16 protein-coding genes are annotated in these 17,356 nt (G+C 55.4%); 14 read left to right on the plus strand and 2 right to left on the minus strand.

The features are described from left to right. Window positions 1-18 precede the first annotated feature (18 nt). From bamA to tilS, 12 genes are all read left to right on the plus strand, one after another. Entirely contained in the window at window positions 19-2,436 is a 2,418-nt protein-coding gene (bamA, locus tag FY206_RS04780) for an outer membrane protein assembly factor BamA (RefSeq protein ID WP_032644134.1), read from the plus strand. Window positions 2,437-2,558: 122 nt separating this feature from the next. Next, window positions 2,559-3,053 (plus strand): molecular chaperone Skp, encoded by a 495-nt coding sequence (skp, locus tag FY206_RS04785; RefSeq protein ID WP_032644135.1) that lies wholly within the window; start codon window positions 2,559-2,561, stop codon window positions 3,051-3,053. A gap of 3 nt (window positions 3,054-3,056) precedes the next feature. Then, window positions 3,057-4,082 carry a UDP-3-O-(3-hydroxymyristoyl)glucosamine N-acyltransferase gene (gene lpxD, locus FY206_RS04790; RefSeq protein ID WP_032644136.1) on the plus strand — a complete coding sequence of 342 codons (1,026 nt, stop codon included), beginning with the start codon at window positions 3,057-3,059 and terminating at the stop codon, window positions 4,080-4,082. A gap of 102 nt (window positions 4,083-4,184) precedes the next feature. Then, the gene (fabZ, locus tag FY206_RS04795) at window positions 4,185-4,640 is read left to right on the plus strand and encodes a 3-hydroxyacyl-ACP dehydratase FabZ (protein WP_010426706.1); all 456 of its coding nucleotides are present in this window, start codon (window positions 4,185-4,187) and stop codon (window positions 4,638-4,640) included. Window positions 4,641-4,643: 3 nt separating this feature from the next. After that, on the plus strand, window positions 4,644-5,432 hold the full coding sequence (lpxA, locus tag FY206_RS04800; RefSeq protein WP_023310462.1) for an acyl-ACP--UDP-N-acetylglucosamine O-acyltransferase: 789 nt from the start codon (window positions 4,644-4,646) through the stop codon (window positions 5,430-5,432). Continuing rightward, window positions 5,432-6,580, plus strand: coding sequence for a lipid-A-disaccharide synthase (lpxB, locus tag FY206_RS04805; RefSeq protein ID WP_032644137.1), 1,149 nt, complete (start codon window positions 5,432-5,434; stop codon window positions 6,578-6,580). The genes lpxA and lpxB overlap by 1 nt, the downstream gene beginning before the upstream one ends. Further along, window positions 6,577-7,173: a ribonuclease HII gene (gene rnhB / locus FY206_RS04810; protein ID WP_032644138.1), complete on the plus strand. Its 597-nt coding sequence runs from the start codon at window positions 6,577-6,579 to the stop codon at window positions 7,171-7,173. The genes lpxB and rnhB overlap by 4 nt, the downstream gene beginning before the upstream one ends. Window positions 7,174-7,211: 38 nt before the next feature. Then, window positions 7,212-10,694 carry a DNA polymerase III subunit alpha gene (dnaE, locus tag FY206_RS04815; protein WP_032644139.1) on the plus strand — a complete coding sequence of 1,161 codons (3,483 nt, stop codon included), beginning with the start codon at window positions 7,212-7,214 and terminating at the stop codon, window positions 10,692-10,694. Window positions 10,695-10,706: 12 nt separating this feature from the next. Continuing rightward, window positions 10,707-11,666 (plus strand): acetyl-CoA carboxylase carboxyl transferase subunit alpha, encoded by a 960-nt coding sequence (gene accA / locus FY206_RS04820; RefSeq protein ID WP_008501895.1) that lies wholly within the window; start codon window positions 10,707-10,709, stop codon window positions 11,664-11,666. 100 nt (window positions 11,667-11,766) lie between these two features. Continuing rightward, the gene (locus FY206_RS04825; protein ID WP_032644140.1) at window positions 11,767-13,899 is read left to right on the plus strand and encodes a lysine decarboxylase LdcC; all 2,133 of its coding nucleotides are present in this window, start codon (window positions 11,767-11,769) and stop codon (window positions 13,897-13,899) included. Between the two features lie 65 nt (window positions 13,900-13,964). Continuing rightward, complete coding sequence (locus FY206_RS04830) at window positions 13,965-14,354, plus strand: VOC family protein (RefSeq protein WP_032644141.1); 390 nt, start codon at window positions 13,965-13,967, stop codon at window positions 14,352-14,354. 59 nt (window positions 14,355-14,413) lie between these two features. Then, window positions 14,414-15,703 (plus strand): tRNA lysidine(34) synthetase TilS, encoded by a 1,290-nt coding sequence (gene tilS, locus FY206_RS04835; protein WP_032644142.1) that lies wholly within the window; start codon window positions 14,414-14,416, stop codon window positions 15,701-15,703. A 28-nt stretch (window positions 15,704-15,731) separates the two neighbouring features. Here tilS and rof read toward each other — a convergent pair whose 3' ends face one another. Together rof and FY206_RS04845 are read right to left on the minus strand one after the other, a co-directional pair. Further along, window positions 15,732-15,992, minus strand: coding sequence for a Rho-binding antiterminator (gene rof / locus FY206_RS04840; RefSeq protein ID WP_008501890.1), 261 nt, complete (start codon window positions 15,990-15,992; stop codon window positions 15,732-15,734). Then, complete coding sequence (locus FY206_RS04845) at window positions 15,979-16,179, minus strand: YaeP family protein (RefSeq protein ID WP_008501889.1); 201 nt, start codon at window positions 16,177-16,179, stop codon at window positions 15,979-15,981. The genes rof and FY206_RS04845 overlap by 14 nt, the downstream gene beginning before the upstream one ends. 196 nt (window positions 16,180-16,375) lie before the next feature. On the opposite strand from FY206_RS04845, the gene FY206_RS04850 reads away from it, so the two are divergent. Together FY206_RS04850 and arfB are read left to right on the plus strand one after the other, a co-directional pair. Continuing rightward, complete coding sequence (locus FY206_RS04850; protein ID WP_032644143.1) at window positions 16,376-16,921, plus strand: YaeQ family protein; 546 nt, start codon at window positions 16,376-16,378, stop codon at window positions 16,919-16,921. After that, complete coding sequence (gene arfB / locus FY206_RS04855) at window positions 16,918-17,340, plus strand: alternative ribosome rescue aminoacyl-tRNA hydrolase ArfB (RefSeq protein WP_032644145.1); 423 nt, start codon at window positions 16,918-16,920, stop codon at window positions 17,338-17,340. The genes FY206_RS04850 and arfB overlap by 4 nt, the downstream gene beginning before the upstream one ends. Window positions 17,341-17,356 lie beyond the last annotated feature (16 nt).

The following is a 17,356-nucleotide window of genomic DNA, read 5'->3' on the forward strand; positions in this document are numbered from 1 at the left end:
GAAGAACGCATAATAACGATGGCGATGAAAAAGTTGCTCATAGCGTCGCTGCTGTTTAGCAGCGCCACCGTATACGGTGCTGACGGGTTCGTAGTGAAAGACATTCATTTCGAAGGCCTTCAGCGTGTCGCCGTTGGTGCGGCCCTCCTCAGTATGCCTGTGCGCCCCGGCGATACGGTTAATGATGATGATATCAGTAACACCATCCGTGCTCTGTTTGCCACCGGCAACTTCGAGGATGTCCGCGTCCTGCGCGATGGTGATACGCTGCTGGTACAGGTAAAAGAACGTCCAACGATCGCCAGTATCACTTTCTCCGGCAACAAGTCGGTGAAAGATGACATGCTCAAGCAAAACCTTGAAGCATCCGGTGTTCGTGTGGGGGAGTCTCTGGACCGCACAACCCTTTCAGACATTGAAAAAGGTCTGGAAGACTTCTACTACAGCGTCGGTAAATACAGCGCCAGCGTGAAAGCGGTTGTTACTCCGCTGCCACGTAACCGTGTTGATCTGAAGCTGGTCTTCCAGGAAGGTGTTTCCGCGAAGATCCAGCAGATCAACATTGTGGGCAACCACGCGTTCAGCACCGACGAACTGATTTCCACCTTCCAGCTGCGCGATGAAGTGCCGTGGTGGAACGTGGTAGGCGATCGCAAATACCAGAAACAGAAACTGGCGGGCGACCTGGAAACCCTGCGCAGCTACTATCTGGATCGTGGTTACGCGCGTTTCAATATCGACTCGACTCAGGTGAGTCTGACGCCGGACAAGAAAGGCATCTACATTACGATCAACATCACTGAAGGCGATCAGTACAAGCTTTCGGGTGTTGAGGTAAGTGGTAACCTGGCCGGGCACTCTGCGGAAATCGAATCGCTGACCAAAATTCAGCCAGGCGATCTCTATAGCGGTTCCAAGGTCACCAAAATGGAAGACAGCATTAAGAAGCTGCTCGGCCGCTATGGTTATGCCTACCCGCGCGTACAGACTCAGCCGGAAATCAATGACGCGGATAAAACCGTTAAGCTGCACGTGAATGTTGACGCGGGTAACCGTTTCTACGTGCGTAAGATCCGCTTCGTCGGTAACGACACCTCCAAAGACTCCGTTCTGCGTCGCGAAATGCGTCAGATGGAAGGCGCATGGTTAGGTAGCGATCTCGTTGATCAGGGTAAAGAGCGTCTGAACCGTCTGGGCTATTTTGAAACGGTGGACACCGACACCCAGCGCGTACCGGGCAGCCCGGATCAGGTTGATGTCGTTTATAAAGTGAAAGAGCGTAACACCGGTAGCTTCAACTTCGGTGTGGGCTACGGTACCGAAAGCGGCGTCAGCTTCCAGGTCGGCGTGCAGCAGGATAACTGGCTGGGTACGGGTTACTCTGTTGGTATCAACGGTACCAAAAACGACTACCAGACCTACTCTGAGTTCTCTGTAACGAACCCATACTTCACCGTTGACGGTGTGAGTCTGGGCGGTCGTATCTTCTATAACGACTTTAAAGCAGACGATGCGGATCTGTCCTCGTACACCAACAAGAGTTACGGTGTGGACGGTACGCTTGGCTTCCCGATCAACGAATACAACACCCTGCGTGCGGGCTTAGGTTACGTGCATAACGACCTGTCCAATATGCAACCGCAGGTGGCGATGTGGCGTTATCTGGACTCGATTGGTCAGTCAACCAGCAAAGATGGCCATGATAATGGCTTCGCGGCGGATGACTTCACCTTCAACTACGGCTGGACCTATAACCGTCTCGACCGTGGCTACTTCCCAACGGAAGGTTCTCGCGTCAACCTGAACGGTAAAGTCACCGTCCCGGGCTCCGATAACGAGTTCTATAAGGTGACGCTGGATACTGCGTCCTACTTCCCGATCGACGACGATCATAAGTGGGTGGTTCTGGGTCGTACCCGCTGGGGCTATGGTGATGGTTTAGGCGGCAAAGAACTGCCGTTCTATGAAAACTTCTATGCCGGTGGTTCCAGTACCGTTCGTGGCTTCCAGTCCAACAACATTGGTCCGAAAGCAGTCTATTACGGCGGTAACGATAAGGATAACTGTAATAAATCCTCGTCTTCTGAGGTTTGTAGCTCCAATGACGCGGTGGGCGGTAACGCCATGGCCGTTGCGAGCCTGGAGTTCATTACCCCAACGCCGTTTATCAGCGATAAATACGCGAACTCCGTCCGTACGTCCTTCTTCTGGGATGCCGGTACGGTGTGGGATACTAACTGGCAGAATACGGCCCAGATGCGCGCAGAAGGCATTCCTGACTACAGCGATCCGAGCAATATTCGCATGTCTGCCGGTATCGCATTACAATGGATGTCACCGCTGGGGCCGTTGGTCTTCTCTTACGCCCAGCCGTTTAAGAAATATGATGGAGATAAGTCGGAGCAATTCCAGTTTAACATTGGTAAAACCTGGTAATAATCCGCAGCAAAGGAATGCGTTGGCAGTGTAGCGCTGACAACTGGCGATCGGTAACATGGTCGCCTTGCCACGCAAAGAACGGTACCTTCTGGTGCCAATGGGATGGTAAGGAGTTAATTGTGAAAAAGTGGTTATTAGCTGCAGGTCTCGGTTTAGCGATGGCAACTTCTGCTCAGGCAGCAGACAAAATTGCAATCGTCAACATGGGTAATTTGTTCCAGCAGGTTGCACAGAAAACAGGTGTTTCTGCGACGCTGGAAAACGAATTCAAAGGCCGTGCAAGCGAACTGCAGGGTATGGAAAACGATCTTCAGTCCAAAATGCAGCGTCTGCAGCGTGATGGTTCTACCATGAAAGCGAGCGACCGCAGCAAGCTGGAAAAAGACGTAATGGCTCAGCGCCAGACGTTCTCCCAGAAAGCGCAGGCTTTCGAGCAGGATCGTCAGCGTCGTTCTAACGAAGAGCGCGGCAAGCTGGTGACTCGTATTCAGACCGCTGTTAAAGCAGTGGCTGCCGATCAGAGCATCGATCTGGTTGTAGATGCGAACGCCGTTGCTTATAACAGCAAAGATGTTAAAGACATCACTGCTGATGTTCTGAAACAGGTTAAATAAGTAATGCCTTCAATTCGACTGGCTGATTTAGCTCAGCAGTTGGATGCAGAATTACACGGTGATGGCGATATCGTCATCACCGCTGTTGCGTCCATGCAATCTGCTAAAGCTGGCACGATTACCTTCATGGTAAGCCCTAAGTACCGTGAGCAACTGGCTCAATGCCAGGCGTCAGCCGTTGTTCTGACGCAGGACGACCTCCCCTTTGCCACTGTTAGCGCGCTGGTAGTGAAAAATCCCTACCTGACGTATGCACGCATGGCTCAAATTCTTGATACCACGCCGCAGCCGGCTCAGAACATTGCTGCCAGTGCCGCGATTGATGCGACGGCAAGGCTGGGTAACAACGTTGCCGTTGGCGCGAATGCGGTTATCGAATCCGGCGTTGTGCTGGGCGATAACGTCGTCATTGGCCCGGGTTGCTTCGTTGGGAAAAATACGAAAATCGGCGCCGGAACCCGTTTATGGGCCAATGTGTCCGTTTATCACGACGTTGAAATTGGCGAAAATTGCCTCGTTCAGTCCAGCACCGTGATCGGTTCTGACGGCTTTGGTTATGCTAACGATCGCGGTAACTGGGTTAAGATCCCGCAGCTTGGTCGCGTTATTATTGGCGATCGCGTGGAGATCGGCGCCTGCACCACCATTGACCGCGGTGCGCTTGACGACACGATCATTGGCAATGGTGTTATCATCGATAACCAGTGCCAGATTGCGCATAACGTTGTGATTGGCGACAATACCGCGGTTGCGGGTGGCGTCATCATGGCAGGCAGCCTGAAAATTGGCCGTTATTGCATGATCGGCGGTGCGAGCGTGATTAATGGCCATATGGAAATATGCGACAAGGTTACCGTGACGGGCATGGGCATGGTTATGCGTCCTATCACTGAACCTGGCGTCTATTCCTCTGGCATTCCGCTACAGCCCAACAAGGTATGGCGTAAAACAGCAGCTCTGGTGATGAATATTGATGATATGAGCAAGCGCCTCAAGTCTCTTGAGCGTAAGATCGATCAACAAGACTAAGCGTCATCCGTTTAACGCTATTTTTCCCGGCCTGTCGGCTTTCTAATAAACCGGCAGGCCGTGTTATTATTGTTATCAGTACATTTTGACAGGAAGAGTATTTTGACTACTGACACTCATACTCTGCATATTGAAGAGATTTTAGAACTTCTGCCGCACCGCTACCCGTTTCTGCTGGTAGACCGTGTGCTGGATTTTGAAGAAGGTCGTTTTCTGCGCGCAGTGAAAAATGTTTCCGTGAACGAGCCGTTTTTCCAGGGGCACTTCCCTGGTAAGCCTATCTTCCCGGGTGTGTTGATTCTGGAAGCGATGGCTCAGGCTACCGGTATTCTGGCGTTTAAAAGCGTCGGCAAGCTGGAGCCAGGCGAGCTGTATTACTTCGCGGGTATCGATGAAGCGCGCTTTAAGCGCCCTGTCGTGCCTGGTGATCAGATGATCATGGAAGTCACTTTTGAAAAAACGCGTCGTGGCCTGACTCGCTTTAAAGGCGTAGCGCTGGTAGACGGCAAAGTTGTTTGCGAAGCGACGATGATGTGTGCTCGTAGCCGGGAGTCCTGATACGTGATTGATAAATCCGCCTTTATTCATCCTACCGCGATTGTGGAAACCGGTGCCATTATTGGCGCTAACGTCCACATTGGCCCGTTTTGTATTGTTGGACCCCATGTCGAAATTGGTGAGGGTACAGTACTGAAATCTCACGTTGTCGTGAATGGTCACACGACCATTGGCTGCAATAATGAGATCTATCAGTTCGCCTCCATCGGCGAAGTTAACCAGGATCTTAAATATGCTGGTGAGTCTACCCGTCTGGAAATTGGCGATCGTAACCGTATTCGCGAAAGCGTCACCATTCATCGTGGAACAGTACAGGGTGGTGGGTTGACGAAGGTGGGCAGCGATAACCTGTTCATGGTGAATGCGCATATCGCGCACGACTGTACCGTGGGTGACCGCTGTATTCTTGCCAACAACGCAACGCTGGCAGGACACGTATCCGTTGATGACTTCGCAATTATTGGCGGCATGACCGCAGTCCATCAGTTCTGCATCATTGGTGCGCACGTGATGGTTGGCGGATGCTCCGGTGTGGCGCAGGACGTCCCACCGTATGTAATTGCGCAGGGCAACCATGCCACGCCGTTTGGCGTGAACATCGAAGGCCTCAAGCGTCGTGGTTTTAGCCGCGAAGCGATTACCGCCATACGCAACGCGTACAAACTGCTGTACCGTAGCGGTAAAACGCTGGAAGAGGCGAAGCCGGAAATTGCCGAGCTGGCGAATAAGCACCCTGAAGTGAACGCGTTCATGGAATTCTTTGACCGTTCAACAAGGGGTCTGATTCGTTAATGGTCGACAGTCGTCCGCTTACGATAGCCCTGGTCGCCGGAGAAACCTCCGGCGATATTCTTGGTGCCGGTCTCATTCGTGCGCTAAAGGCGCGTGTACCTAACGCACGCTTTGTTGGCGTTGCTGGCCCGCTGATGCAGGCCGAAGGCTGTGAAGCGTGGTACGAAATGGAAGAGCTGGCCGTAATGGGCATTGTTGAGGTGCTGGGGCGGTTACGCCGTTTGCTGCACATTCGTGCCGACCTCACCCGCCGCTTTACCGAGCTCAAGCCCGATGTGTTTGTCGGTATCGATGCACCTGATTTCAACATTACCCTTGAAGGCAATCTGAAAAAACAGGGCATTAAAACTATTCACTACGTCAGTCCGTCCGTCTGGGCGTGGCGACAGAAACGCGTTTTCAAAATTGGACGGTCCACCCACCTGGTGCTGGCTTTTCTGCCTTTCGAAAAAGCGTTTTACGACAAATTTAATGTTCCGTGCCGTTTTATCGGTCATACCATGGCGGATGCGATGCCGCTGGATCCGGATAAAAACGCGGCGCGCGACGCGCTGGGTATTCCGCATGATGTGCACTGTCTGGCACTGCTGCCAGGCAGCCGTGGCGCAGAAGTGGAAATGCTCAGCGCCGATTTCCTCAAAACAGCGCAAATCCTTCGCCAGACCTATCCCGATCTTGAAGTCGTCGTGCCGCTGGTGAATGCCAAACGCCGCGAGCAGTTTGAGCGCATCAAAGCGGAAGTTGCCCCGGACCTTCACGTTCGTCTACTGGACGGGAAAGGGCGGGAAGCAATGTATGCGAGCGATGCCGCGCTGCTGGCCTCCGGCACGGCTGCGCTGGAGTGTATGCTGGCAAAATGCCCGATGGTGGTCGGTTACCGCATGAAGCCCTTCACTTTCTGGCTGGCAAAGCGTCTGGTGAAAACCGATTATGTCTCCCTGCCAAACCTGCTTGCCGGGCGCGAGCTGGTGAAAGAGCTGTTGCAGGATGAGTGCCAGCCGCAGGCGCTTGCGGAGGCGCTGCTACCGCTGCTCGCCAACGGTAAAACCAGCCACCAGATGCACGATACCTTCCGCGAACTGCATCAACTGATCCGCTGTAACGCTGATGAGCAAGCGGCAGATGCGGTGCTGGAGTTAGCGAAATGATGGAATTTGTTTATCCTCACACCCACCTTGTGGCGGGTGTGGATGAAGTGGGTCGTGGCCCGTTAGTCGGCGCGGTGGTGACCGCCGCGGTGATCCTCGATCCGGCTCGTCCGATTATCGGGCTAAACGACTCAAAAAAATTATCCGAAAAACGTCGACTGGCCCTGTTCAGTGAGATTCAGGAGAAGGCGCTGGCCTGGAGCCTGGGTCGCGCTGAGCCGCATGAAATCGACGAGCTGAATATTTTGCATGCTACAATGCTGGCCATGCAGCGTGCGGTAGCGGGTCTGAAAATTGCCCCGGAATATGTCCTGATTGACGGCAACCGCTGTCCGGCACTGCCGATGCCTTCGATGGCTGTCGTGAAAGGCGATAGCCGGGTCGCCGAGATCAGCGCAGCATCTATTATTGCCAAAGTGACACGCGATGCTGAAATGGCCGCGCTGGATCTCACTTACCCTCAGTATGGTTTCGCCCAGCACAAGGGGTATCCTACGCCTTTCCATCTGGAAAGACTGGCTGAACATGGCGCAACCGAGCACCACCGGCGCAGTTTTGGCCCGGTGAAACGCGCGCTGGGACGGTTGTCCTGAATCAATACGCACGCAATTAAGTAACGCGGAATCTGAAGATGGCTGAACCACGTTTCGTACACCTGCGGGTGCATAGCGACTACTCCATGATCGATGGGCTGGCGAAGACCGGGCCGCTGGTAAAAAAGGCGGCCTCCCTTGGCATGCCCGCGCTGGCGATCACCGATTTTACCAACCTGTGTGGCCTGGTGAAGTTCTACGGAACGGCGCACGGCGCGGGAATGAAGCCTATCGTCGGCGCAGATTTTCATGTTCAGAACGATCTTATCGGCGATGAACTGACGCAAATCTCCGTGCTGGCGATGAACAACACGGGCTATCAAAACCTCACTCTGCTCATCTCAAAAGCCTATCAGCGCGGCTATGGCGCGCTGGGCCCGTGGATCGACCGGGACTGGCTGGCGGAGCTGAACGAAGGGCTGCTGCTGATCTCCGGTGGTCGCATGGGCGACGTCGGCAAATGCCTGCTGCGCGGCAACAGCGCGCTGGTGGATCAGTGCGTCTCGTTTTATGAAGAATATTTCCCGGATCGTTACTATCTGGAATTGATCCGCACCGGTCGCCAGGACGAAGAGAGCTATCTGCACGCCGCTGTTGCGCTGGCTGAAGAGCGCGGTTTGCCCGTGGTGGCGACGAATGACGTGCGTTTCCTTGAGTCCGGCGATTTTGACGCGCACGAAATTCGCGTGGCGATCCACGATGGCTTTACGCTCGACGACCCGAAACGGCCGCGTAACTACTCCGCTCAGCAGTACATGCGCAGCGAGGAGGAGATGTGTGAACTCTTCTCCGATATCCCCGAAGCGCTGGAAAACAGCGTAGAGATTGCCAGGCGCTGCAACGTTACCGTGCGACTTGGCGAATACTTCCTGCCGCAGTTCCCGACGGGTGACATGACCACGGAAGATTTCCTGGTCGTGAAATCGAAGGAAGGTCTGGAAGAGCGTCTCGAATTCCTCTTCCCGGATGAAGAAGAGCGTAAAAAGCGTCGTCCTGAATATGACGAACGCCTGGACATTGAACTCCAGGTTATCAACCAGATGGGCTTCCCGGGCTACTTCCTGATCGTAATGGAGTTTATCCAGTGGTCGAAGGATAACGGCGTGCCGGTCGGACCGGGCCGTGGCTCCGGTGCGGGCTCGCTGGTGGCGTATGCGCTGAAAATTACCGACCTCGATCCGCTGGAATTCGACCTGCTGTTCGAACGTTTCCTCAACCCGGAACGTGTTTCCATGCCCGACTTCGACGTCGACTTCTGCATGGAGAAACGCGATCAGGTGATTGAGCACGTGGCCGATATGTACGGCCGTGACGCGGTATCGCAGATCATTACCTTCGGGACCATGGCGGCGAAAGCGGTAATCCGCGACGTGGGCCGCGTGCTGGGCCACCCGTACGGGTTTGTCGATCGTATTTCTAAGCTGGTGCCGCCCGACCCGGGCATGACGCTGGCAAAAGCCTTTGAGGCCGAACCTCAGCTGCCGGAAATCTACGAAGCGGACGAAGAGGTCAAAGCGCTGATCGACATGGCGCGCAAGCTGGAAGGCGTCACGCGAAACGCCGGTAAGCACGCGGGGGGCGTGGTTATCGCGCCGACCAAAATTACCGACTTCGCGCCGCTCTACTGCGATGAAGCGGGTGAGCATCCGGTAACACAGTTTGATAAGAACGACGTGGAATACGCCGGGCTGGTGAAGTTTGACTTCCTCGGCCTGCGTACGCTGACGATCATCGACTGGGCGCTGAAGATGATCAACCCGCGCCGGGAAAAGCAGGGCCTTGAGCCGATAGACATTGCCGCCATCCCGCTGGATGACAAGAAAAGTTTCGACATGCTGCAGCGTTCGGAGACGACAGCCGTCTTCCAGCTTGAATCCCGCGGCATGAAGGATCTGATCAAACGCCTGCAGCCTGACTGCTTCGAAGATATGATCGCACTGGTTGCCCTGTTCCGTCCGGGCCCGCTGCAGTCGGGGATGGTAGATAACTTTATCGACCGTAAGCACGGGCGCGAAGAGATTTCCTACCCGGACGTGCAGTGGCAGCATGAAAGCCTGAAGCCGGTACTGGAGCCCACCTACGGCATCATCCTGTATCAGGAACAGGTTATGCAGATCGCCCAGGTGCTTTCCGGCTATACCCTCGGCGGCGCGGACATGCTGCGTCGTGCGATGGGTAAGAAAAAGCCGGAAGAGATGGCCAAGCAGCGCTCTATCTTTGAAGATGGCGCGAAGAAAAACGGCGTAGACGGCGAGCTGGCGATGAAAATCTTCGACCTGGTGGAGAAATTTGCCGGGTACGGATTTAACAAATCCCACTCCGCCGCCTATGCTTTGGTGTCGTATCAAACGCTGTGGCTGAAGGCGCACTATCCCGCTGAATTTATGGCGGCAGTGATGACCGCCGATATGGACAACACCGAGAAGGTGGTGGGCCTGGTGGACGAGTGCTGGCGCATGGGGCTTAAGATCCTGCCGCCGGATATCAACTCGGGCCTCTACCATTTCCACGTCAATGACGACGGAGAGATCGTCTACGGGATTGGCGCGATCAAGGGCGTGGGTGAAGGTCCGATCGAGGCGATCATCGAAGCGCGTAACAGCGGCGGCTATTTCCGCGAGCTGTTCGATCTGTGCGCCCGAACCGATACCAAAAAGCTGAACCGCCGCGTGCTGGAAAAACTGATCATGTCCGGCGCGTTCGACAGGCTGGGGCCGCACCGTGCCGCGCTAATGAACTCTCTTGGCGATGCGTTAAAAGCGGCGGATCAGCACGCAAAAGCGGAAGCCATTGGTCAGGCGGATATGTTCGGGGTGCTGGCGGAAGAGCCGGAGCAGATCGAGCAATCGTATTCCAACTGCCAGCCTTGGCCAGAACAGGTGGTGCTGGATGGAGAGCGTGAGACGTTAGGCTTGTACCTGACGGGGCACCCGATCAACCAGTACATCAAAGAAATTGAGCGCTATGTCGGCGGCCACAGGCTAAAAGACATGCATCCGACAGAACGTGGTAAAATCACCACGGCTGCGGGGCTCGTGATTGCCGCAAGGGTTATGGTCACCAAGCGCGGCAATCGTATCGGCATCTGTACGTTGGATGACCGTTCCGGGCGTCTGGAGGTGATGCTGTTCACCGACGCGCTGGATAAATACCAGCAATTGCTGGAAAAAGACCGCATACTTATCGTCAGCGGACAGGTCAGCTTTGATGACTTCAGTGGGGGGCTTAAAATGACCGCCCGCGAAGTGATGGACATTGACGAAGCCCGGGAAAAATATGCTCGCGGGCTTGCTATCTCGCTGACGGACAGGCAAATTGATGACCAGCTTTTAAACCGACTCCGTCAGTCTCTGGAACCCCACCGCTCGGGGACAATTCCAGTACATCTCTACTATCAGAGGGCGGATGCACGCGCGCGGTTGCGCTTTGGTGCAACGTGGCGTGTCTCTCCGAGCGATCGTTTACTGAACGATCTCCGTGGCCTCATTGGTTCGGAGCAGGTGGAACTGGAGTTTGACTAATACAGGAATACTATGAGTCTGAATTTCCTTGATTTCGAACAGCCGATTGCTGAGCTGGAAGCGAAAATCGATTCTCTGACAGCGGTAAGCCGTCAGGATGAAAAACTGGATATTAACATCGACGAAGAAGTGCATCGTCTGCGCGAGAAAAGCGTAGAGCTGACGCGCAAAATCTTTGCCGATCTCGGCGCATGGCAGGTGGCTCAGCTGGCTCGCCATCCACAGCGTCCGTACACCCTGGATTATGTCCGCCTGGCGTTTGACGAATTTGACGAACTGGCCGGCGATCGCGCATATGCTGACGATAAAGCTATCGTTGGCGGTATCGCGCGTCTGGACGGACGCCCGGTGATGATCATTGGTCATCAAAAAGGTCGTGAAACCAAAGAGAAAATCCGTCGTAACTTTGGTATGCCAGCGCCAGAAGGCTACCGCAAGGCCCTGCGTCTGATGGAGATGGCTGAGCGTTTCAACATGCCAATCATCACCTTCATCGATACCCCGGGTGCTTACCCTGGCGTGGGCGCGGAAGAGCGCGGTCAGTCTGAAGCCATCGCGCGCAACCTGCGCGAGATGTCTCGCCTGAAGGTGCCGGTTATCTGTACCGTTATCGGTGAGGGTGGCTCCGGCGGCGCGCTGGCGATTGGCGTGGGCGATAAAGTGAATATGCTGCAGTACAGCACCTATTCCGTTATCTCCCCGGAAGGCTGCGCGTCCATTCTGTGGAAAAGCGCCGATAAAGCGCCGCTGGCTGCAGAAGCGATGGGCATCATTGCGCCACGCCTGAAGGAGCTTAAGCTGATCGATTCCATTATCCCGGAACCGCTGGGTGGTGCGCATCGTAAGCCGGAAGTGATGGCGGCGTCTCTGAAAGCGCAGCTGCTGGCCGATCTGGCAGACCTGGACGTGCTGAGCAAAGAAGACCTGCTCAACCGCCGCTACCAGCGCCTGATGACCTACGGTTACGCGTAAGCTTCACAATTATCTGAAAAGCCGCACAATGTTGCGGCTTTTTTTATACCTGCGGTTTAGCCGGACTATGCTTAGCTAATGTTTTTTAAGGAGGAAGCCCATGAATATCATTGCCGTTATGGGGCCACACGGCGTCTTTTATAAAGATGAGCCGATTAAGGAGCTGGAGCACGCCCTGCAGTCGCGCGGGTATCAGCTAATCTGGCCGCACAACAGCGCCGACCTGCTGAAGTTCATCGAGCATAATCCGCGCATCTGCGGCGTGATCTTCGACTGGGATGAATATGACCTCGAACTGTGCAGCGATATCAACAAGCTGAACGAATACCTCCCGCTGTACGCGTTTATTAATACCCACTCAACCATGGACGTCAGCGCCAACGATATGCGTATGGCGCTGTGGTTCTTTGAATATTCGCTCGGCGTGGCGGAAGACATTGCGTCCCGCATTCAGCAGTACACGAATGAATATCTCGATAACATTACGCCGCCGTTTACCCGGGCGCTCTTCACCTACGTGAAAGAGGGGAAATATACCTTCTGTACGCCCGGCCATATGGCGGGGACGGCCTACCAAAAAAGCCCGGTGGGCTGCCTGTTCTATGATTTCTTCGGTGGCAACACGCTGAAGGCGGACGTGTCAATTTCGGTCACCGAATTGGGCTCTCTGCTGGACCACACCGGCCCGCATCTGGAAGCCGAAGAGTATATCGCCCGCACCTTTGGCGCCGAGCAGAGCTATATGGTGACCAACGGCACCTCCACCTCGAACAAAATCGTCGGGATGTACGCCGCGCCTGCGGGCAGCACGCTGCTGATCGACCGAAACTGCCATAAATCGCTGGCCCATCTGCTAATGATGAGCGACGTCGTACCGCTCTGGCTGTCGCCCACGCGTAACGCGCTCGGTATACTTGGCGGCATTCCGCGCCGGGAGTTCACCCATGACGCCATTGAAGGTAAGGTCGCGGCAATTACCGGCGCGAGCTGGCCCGTTCACGCGGTGATCACCAACTCAACTTACGATGGTCTGCTGTACAACACGGACTGGATCAAAAAGACGCTGGACGTGCCGTCGATCCACTTCGATTCCGCATGGGTGCCGTACACCAACTTCCACCCGATCTACGCGGGTAAAAGCGGCATGAGCGGCGAACGCGTGCCGGGTAAAGTCTTCTTCGAAACGCAGTCGACGCACAAAATGCTGGCGGCGTTTTCCCAGGCTTCGCTTATCCATATCAAAGGCGAGTATGACGAAGACACGTTCAACGAAGCCTATATGATGCACACCACCACCTCACCGAGCTATCCGCTGGTGGCCTCCATTGAAACGGCCGCGGCAATGCTGCGCGGCAATCCGGGCAAACGCCTGATCAACCGTTCCGTGGAGCGTGCGCTGCATTTTCGCAAAGAGGTTCAGCGGCTGAAAGAGGAAGCCGACGGCTGGTTCTTTGATATCTGGCAGCCGGAAGAGATCGATGAAGCGGAGTGCTGGCCCGTCTCCCCCGGCGAAGACTGGCATGGCTTCCGGGATGCCGATAGCGAACACATGTTCCTCGATCCGGTAAAAGTGACGATCCTGACGCCGGGCATGAACGAGCAGGGCAAGATGAGCGATGAGGGGATTCCGGCCGCGCTGGTCGCGAAATTCCTTGATGAACGTGGCGTGGTGGTGGAGAAAACCGGGCCCTATAACCTGCTGTTCCTGTTCAGTATTGGTATTGATAAGACTCGGGCGATGGGGCTGCTGCGCGGCCTGATGGAGTTCAAGCGCGCCTACGATCTCAACCTGCGGGTGAAGAACATGCTGCCGGATCTCTACGCGGAAGATCCTGACTTCTACCGCAATATGCGTATTCAGGATCTGGCCCAGGGGATCCACAGGCTGATCCGTCAGCACGATCTGCCGCGCCTGATGCTTCAGGCGTTCGATGTCTTACCGGAGATGAAGTTTACCCCGCACAAGGCGTGGCAGCGCCAGGTGAAAGGGGAGGTCGAAACCGTCGAGCTGGAAAACCTGGTTGGGCGCGTATCGGCTAACATGATCCTGCCTTACCCGCCGGGCGTTCCGCTCCTGATGCCGGGAGAGATGATTACCGAAGAGAGTCGCGCCGTGCTCGATTTTCTGCTGATGCTCTGTTCGGTGGGGCGCCACTATCCCGGTTTTGAGACGGATATCCACGGTGCGAAGCGCGACGAGAACGGCGTTTACTGGGTGCGAGTCCTAAAATAATGATGACCGCTTGCCAGGTGTGGGTTTTCGGTTGTAACGTTCAGGCATCATAAAAAGGAGAAGCTATGCTGGGTTTAAAAGCTGTTCACCATATTGCGATCATTGCGACCGATTACGCGAAAAGTAAGGCCTTCTACTGCGACATCCTGGGCTTTACGCTGTTGAGCGAGGCCTACCGCGAGGAGCGCGACTCCTGGAAGGGCGATCTGGCCCTGAACGGGCAGTATGTGATTGAACTGTTCTCTTTTCCTTTTCCGCCTGCGCGTCCGTCCCGCCCGGAAGCCTGCGGCCTGCGCCATCTTGCCTTCAGCGTCGATGATCTGGATAGCGCAGTCAAACATCTGGAAGCGCACGGCGTGACGTGTGAAGCGATCCGCGTCGATCCGTTCACCGACAGGCGCTTTACCTTTTTCAACGACCCGGACGGCCTGCCGCTGGAGCTTTATCAGCAGTAATGTTCGTCCTGTGTGATAATGCCCGCTCTGTTCGGGCATTTTTTTATGTGTAATTCCCTATGACCTTACCCGCTATCGCGCACGCCGTTTCACCGTACCGCCAGCTGCTGGTGGGGTTTAGCGGTGGCCTGGATTCCACCGTTCTGCTCCATCGCCTTAAGCGCTGGCGCGATCGGGAACCTGACGTCCAGCTTCGGGCGATGCATATCCATCACGGATTAAGTCCTCACGCGGATGAATGGGTGGCGCACTGCGAAGCGTTGTGTGCGGCCTGGGATATCCCGCTCCTGGTTGAGCGGGTCGCGCTTGCGGAAGAAGGCCTGGGCATTGAGGCGCAGGCGCGTAAAGCGCGCTACGCCGCGTTTACCGGGGCACTGCGTGCTGGAGAAGCGCTGGTCACGGCCCAGCATCTGGATGACCAGTGTGAAACCTTTCTGCTGGCGCTTAAGCGGGGAAGCGGGCCAGCGGGGCTGTCTGCCATGCCGCCGCGCTCTGAATTTGCCGGCACAACGTTACTGCGTCCGCTGCTTGGCGAGACGCGTGCCTCACTGGAAGCCTGGGCGCGGGAACATCAGCTCAACTGGATTGAAGATGAGAGCAACCAGGATGACGGCTATGACCGTAACTTCCTGCGTCTGCGCGTCCTTCCGCTTTTAAGCGAACGCTGGCCGCATTTTGCCGACGCGACGGCACGAAGCGCCATGCTGTGCGCCGAACAGGAATCGCTGCTGGACGAGCTGTTGAGCGACGAGCTGGCTGAACTGATTTCTAAAGACGGAGCGCTGGCCATTGCACCGCTGACAGCGTTGAGCCCGGCACGTCGCGCCGCGCTGCTACGGCGCTGGCTGGCCTTTCATCAAGCCGTAATGCCGTCGCGGGCGATGCTGAGCCGTATCTGGGACGAAGTCGCCCTGGCGCGGGACGATGCTTCCCCGTGCGTCCACCTGAACGGTTATGAGGTGAGACGCTATAAGGGAGAGCTCTGGTGGGTAAAATCCACGCCCTCGCTGACCGATGCGGTGCTCGACTGGCTTTCTCCTGACGCACCGCTGGTATTGCCCAACGAGGCAGGGCATGTCTCTCTTATACCATCAGGTCATGTGCGGCTGCCGAAGCCTGATGAACCGGTCACCGTGCGCTTTAAGGCTGGCGGTATGCTGCATATCGTCGGGCGTAACGGGGGGCGGAAGCTGAAGAAAATCTGGCAGGAGTGCAGCGTGCCGCCGTGGCTGCGCGACACCACGCCGCTGCTGTTTTACGGTGAAGCGTTGATTGCTGCTGCGGGTGTCTTCATCACGGAAGAGGGATGGTCTGAAGAGGGAGTCCGCTTTGAGTGGCAAAAAGCGTAACGGGCAGCCAGGCTGCCCGTTAGTGTTGTCAGGATTCGCTCACCACGACGGTGCCGATTTGCGGGTGGCTGAAGCTGGCTATTTTGTCCAGACGCAGCTCGCGCGTCGCACCGGCGTCTTCCACTATCAGGTACTCCACGTTTTTACGTGAAACCAAATCGCTGGCTTTCGCCTTCAACACTTCGCCATCTTTTAGCTCCAGCGTCAGTAATAAATGATGCTGGCAGGCGAGTTCGAGGTTGTCATAGTCATCACAATTGATGGGTTGATAAGTATCATTCATCGACATAATCGCTCACCAGTAAATTCGCCGCAGCATACGCTGCTTTTTCCCTGACCGACTCTGAAAGGCTCTCATCAGAGGCCACTTCATTAAGCACTTTCAATACACAGCCCAACGCGTCCGGGACATACCCCAGATCTCCGCTGGCGATTTCCGCATACCGTTTGCGAATTAACTCACAATAATTATTCACATCCCCTCCCGCCAGCGCACTGACTTACTGTGAGATATCATTAAGCCTACGAAGATAAACTCGGTTTAGCAAGGTGACTATACCATACTCATTTAAGCAATATCAGCGCCTTGATAGCGGTGTATTTATCACCCTGTAACAGCCTTTTGCCGCGGTTTTCGCTACAATGTGCCCCTGATTCGAATGGAGTTCTCTCATGGCGCTGAAAGCGACAATTTATAAAGCAGTGGTCAATGTGGCCGATCTGGATCGCAACCGGTTCCTCGACGCGTCGCTTACGCTGGCACGCCACCCCTCCGAAACCCAGGAGCGTATGATGCTGCGCCTGCTGGCGTGGATTAAGTATGCCGACGAGCGACTGCAGTTTACTCGTGGGTTAAGCGCAGAAGACGAGCCGGAAGCCTGGCTGCGTAACGATCATCTGGGTATCGATTTGTGGATCGAACTCGGGCTGCCGGACGAGCGCAGAATTAAGAAGGCCTGCACCCAGTCCGCTGAAGTGGCCTTATTCGCGTATAATCAGCGCGCTGCGGAGATTTGGTGGCAGCAAAATAAGAGCAAGTGCGGACAGTATAAAAATCTCACGGTCTGGTACCTGGACGATGAGCAGCTGGCGCAGCTGAGCGAGTTTGCCAGCCGGACCATGGTGCTACAGGCGACGATTCAGGACGGCGCCATCTGGCTCTCTGATTCTCAGAATAATCTGGAAATTCACCTAACGGCGTGGCAACCGGCGTCATGATCGTCCTGTCCCGAAACGTCAGCATTCCTGACAACGAGCTTGAGATCGCCGCCATCCGTGCGCAGGGGGCCGGTGGGCAGCACGTCAACAAGGCGTCGACGGCTATCCATTTGCGTTTTGACATTCGGGCATCAAGCCTGCCAGAGTATTATAAAGAAAGCCTGCTTGCCGCCAGCCATCACCTTATTACCAGCGATGGCGTAATTGTGATTAAAGCCCAGGAGTACCGCAGCCAGGAGCTCAACCGGGAAGCGGCGATAGCCAGGCTGGTGGCGGTCATCAAAGAATTAACGGCAGTACAAAAAAGCCGCCGGGCAACGCGGCCAACTCGCGCATCGAAAGAGCGCCGGTTGTCTTCTAAGGCCCAAAAATCCACAGTGAAAGCACTACGCGGTAAAGTTCGTCGCCCGACAGAGTGACGAAAGGGAACACACT

It is taken from the genome of Enterobacter chengduensis (genome assembly GCF_001984825.2).
Classification (GTDB): Bacteria; Pseudomonadota; Gammaproteobacteria; order Enterobacterales; family Enterobacteriaceae; genus Enterobacter; species Enterobacter chengduensis.